This window comes from Bradyrhizobium sp. 142 (genome assembly GCF_023074015.1).
Lineage (GTDB): Bacteria > Pseudomonadota > Alphaproteobacteria > Rhizobiales > Xanthobacteraceae > Bradyrhizobium.
On record NZ_JADPKQ010000088.1, the window covers coordinates 1 to 2741 of the forward strand.

1 protein-coding gene and 1 pseudogene are annotated in these 2741 nt (G+C 60.2%); both read right to left on the reverse strand.

What is annotated here, in order from left to right:
• On the reverse strand, window positions 1-921 hold a 921-nt coding region (locus IVA82_RS09320), incomplete at its 3' end, for an IS701 family transposase (RefSeq protein ID WP_247493261.1).
• Between the two features lie 153 nt (window positions 922-1074).
• A pseudogene (locus tag IVA82_RS09325) lies at window positions 1075-1930 on the reverse strand (IS5 family transposase); the annotation flags it as partial.
• Between the last annotated feature and the right edge of the window lie 811 nt (window positions 1931-2741).

The window sequence follows — 2741 nt, forward strand, 5'->3', positions numbered from 1 at the left end:
CAGTAGACCGCGCGTCCATAAACCATCATTTGCGCTGTTGAACTGCTCGGCCTCGAGGTCGGCCAATTCGAGATAACACCAGTCGTGCAGCCGCGGTCCTTTGGTTCCGGCTCCCGCCGACAGGCGCTTCCAGTCGGACGGGCGCCGCGTCCGGGCGAGGTCCGCGGCCGTACCGGCGACCGGCGGTCGCTTGCCCCAGGATCGAAACACATGAGCGCTGCTGACCCCAAGCACGTAGCCTTTGCCTGCCCGACGTAGTTGCTGTTCGATGTCGCCAACACCGTAGACCGTATCACCGGCAACCCACTTGAATGGTACAGACGCGGCTATCGCACGTGCGATCATTCTCGTCGCAAGCTTTGGTTTGGTCGCAAAGCCGACATCGGCAGGCACGTATGCGGCTTCCAGACGATCTGGATCGTCGGTCCATTCCTTCGGAAGATACAACGCGCGATCGATGAACGCATGACCATGACGCGAAACGTAGGTAGCGAAGACGCCGATCTGGCAGTTCGTAATCTTCCCTGCCGAACCAGTGTATTGCCGTGCCACTCCGCATGACGCTTTGCCCTGCTTGAGAAAGCCGGTCTCGTCGATCACCAGCACCGCATCGTCATCCGCCAAATGCTCGATGACATAGTCGCGCACGATATCGCGCAGGGCATCAGCGTCCCAATCTCCACGACCCAGAATCGCCTGCTGCCGCCATGGGCCAGGATCGCCAGCCGCCTCCGCGCGCATCCAGCCGGTCTTGCGCTGCTCATCTCCGAGCAGACCTTCCAGGAACAGGCCTGCATTCGTCGCCACACGCTCTTGCGTGAACAACGGACGTATCCGCTGCTTGATCTCTCGAAGCGACGCCGCCCACAACGCAAGCGTCTCCTCAACCGACGCGGCCCGCGCCCACGACATTCGAATCATGGTTGCCCATGGATTCAGAAGTCTGCAAACAAAGCAACTGTAATGCTAGGTCGATACCGATCGTGACAATGTTCGTATGGGACATGGCTCGTGCTCCTTCTCTTGCCGGGGCTTAACGTTGCCGCTGAGAGCGGGCGTGGTCCATGCCATTAACTCGTAAGGCGCGGCTGCCTTGCCCTTGCCGATGCACTCCACCTCCGGGGGCGTGGAAGGAATAGAGCTTCCAGCCGCGCTGGCGCTGCTGCTGCGAGCGGATCTGCGAGGCCCGGCCAAGCGGGAGGGCGAAGGCGTTCTCGAGCACGGTCTGACCTTCGATCTTGCGGCGGATATCGCGGATGATCCGGCCCAGCCGGCTGCGCAGAATGCGCAACTGCCGCTGATGCCGCTTGAATTGCTTGGCATGGGCGTAGCGCCCCGCCATCATTGCCGCGGTCTTGGCAATGCGAAGATAGGACTGCCGCAGCCTGACCCCGTGCTTCCTCGCCAGGCGGTTGAGCCCCTTGATGGCCGCGTGCAGCAGCTTGGCATCGGTCGGGAAGGTGATGGCCTTCGGCTGCACGGTGGTATCGACCGTGACCCGCTTGAGGTCCTGGCCGCGTAACGCACCGGCCTCGTGCGCCACCCGCAAGCTCTCGGCCAGCAACAGCTCCAGCTTGTCGCCGAGCCGCTTGCGCCAATGGCTCAGGTCCGAACGCTCGTGCGGGAAGGAGTGTTGGAAGAACTCTTCGCCGGTAAAGTACTGGAAATACGGGTCGTGGACCCAACGCTCGCACATCCCCTCATCGGACAGGCCGTAAATGTGCTTGAGCAGCAGCAGCCCGATCACGAAGCGGGTCGCGATGCCCGGCCGACCGTTCTCGCTATAGAGCGGCGCGATCTCGCCGTCGATCCAGTCCCAATCGACCTTGCCGGCGAGCTGAACCAGCTCGTGCTTCATGTTGATGATCTGGTCCAGCCTGGCCCGGAACAGATCGCCCGATCCTGTCGTCCTGTGCTTCTTCGGTCGCATCGCCACCTCCGACCCGACCACGGAATCATGACTGGCGATTCGACGGAATCTGGAAAATGAAATCGCAGGCTTCCGATGCCCGAAGCATCAAAACCCTGCAATCCCAAAACAGTCCACAACGAAAAATGCGATTCTGGCTCAGTCGCTTAGCCCAACTTCACGGACGACTACGCATCCGGCGAAGACCTCACCGGATGCTTACTTTGAGGCGGATGATCTGACCTTCAGTCTGCCCATTGGACCAAGGCAAGGCAATTGCCGCCCGAACCGCGGCTTCATCATTCGTAAAGCCGCGGGCGAATGAAGCAACGAGACGATCGTCACCGGCTTTGTCCGCCAGCGTCCGTTTACGGAGGCTCTCGACCTCGCAAAAAAAACGATCTTGCTGTCGCGATCGCAAGCATTGGATGATACCCCCGGAATCTGATCGCGGGGATCCTCGGGCTCACCCCCTTGCGGCGAACGCCGCGACCGGGGCTGGCTTACCAACCTTGCTCGAACACCGAGATCATAGCCGAATTCCAATCCGAGCTGTCTTGATGGATCGAGCGCGCTCGCGCCAGCGCCACCGTTCGAAGACGTCTCGGACATAAGTTAGAGCGAACTTTCCTGATTGATCTCTTCAGCTCTAACGCGGCTGCCGACACTACGCAGCGCTGGACTGAAGAAAGCATAGGCGAGTAGGCAGATGAGCACACTGGATGCTAGCTAGTCTTACTGAGTCAGAAAGTCGCGATCTTTGATCCTGGAATTGCTGGTATTTTCGGGAGATTCGTTTTTCGGCATGGAGAGCTGGGATGGGTCACCCAAG